Here is a 1,105-nt window from a genome sequence, read left to right as displayed (position 1 = left end):
CAGGGCGCGAGCATACTTTTTTAACGCCTATTGAAAGTAGAGTAATGACATGATCTAATCACGCTTATTTCTCTTCAGATAGCTCAATGATGACTCTGATTGAACACCTCGCCGTTGTTAAAGAAACCCGCTCTGATATCAATCGTCAGTACGAGCTGATTGATGTCATTTTTCTGGTCGTCAGCGCTATTATGGCGGGAGCCGAAGGCTGGCAAGACATTGAGACTTATGGTCATGCCAAAATTAAGTGGCTGAGAGAATATCGCTCTTTTCCCAATGGCATACCGTGTCGGCACACCATTGCCAGAATACTGTGCGCTATCGAGCTTGACTCCCTGTTGGAAGCCTTACTCAACTGGGTTAATGAACAGCGTGAATCGGGCGGCAAACCCGTTATTGCCTTTGACGGGAAAGTGCTGCGACATGCTTATCGTAATGAAAAGAAGAACGCAGTCCAGCTGGTCACTGCTTATGATACCGAGGCAGGATTAGTGTTGAGTCAGAAAGCCACCGCTACCAAAGAGGGGGAAATCAGTATCGTTCGCCAGATGCTGGATATCCTTAACCTGAAAGGCAGTATCGTGACCCTTGATGCCTTGCATTGTCAGCGTGAAACACTGGAAAAAATCCGGGAAAAGAAAGCCCATGTGGTCGTTCAGGTGAAGAAAAATCAGCCTCACCTGTGGGAAGCGGTTCAGTCCCAATTTCAAGGCGTGTTTGATGCCAGCAAAGAGCAAATTATTACGGAAATCAAGCAAGAAGCCCATGGCCGACGTGAAGAGCGTTATGTATTCCAGTTAAAACCGAAATTCTCCCCTGAAATGGCCGCTAAATGGCCGACCATTCGTAGCATTATTGCGGTTGAACGCCACCGGATACAAAATGGCACAGGGACAGTGGATACGTCCTATTATGTGAGTTCACTTTCTCCCCGGCATAAATTATTGGGGTACTATATTCGTCAGCATTGGCGAATTGAAAATAGTCAGCATTATATTCTTGATGTCGTTTTTAAAGAAGATGATTCACGGATTGTTCTGGATGGTGCGATTGAGAATCTTGCGTTATTCCGGCGTCTTGTCTTGAACATGGTTAAACAATGTGA

The 1,105-nt window shown here is 45.8% G+C and carries 1 protein-coding gene; it reads left to right on the top strand.

Features of this window, described 5'->3' with window-relative positions:
- Nucleotides 1–89: 89 nt before the first annotated feature.
- Nucleotides 90–1,105: ISAs1 family transposase (locus EAE89_RS22960; RefSeq protein ID WP_214086665.1), on the top strand; the 1,016-nt coding region annotated here is incomplete at its 3' end.

The organism is Photorhabdus heterorhabditis (assembly GCF_018448905.1).
Classification (GTDB): domain Bacteria; phylum Pseudomonadota; class Gammaproteobacteria; order Enterobacterales; family Enterobacteriaceae; genus Photorhabdus; species Photorhabdus heterorhabditis.
The sequence above is the reverse complement of the archived record's forward strand: the minus strand, read 5'-3'. Positions and strand labels throughout refer to the sequence as shown.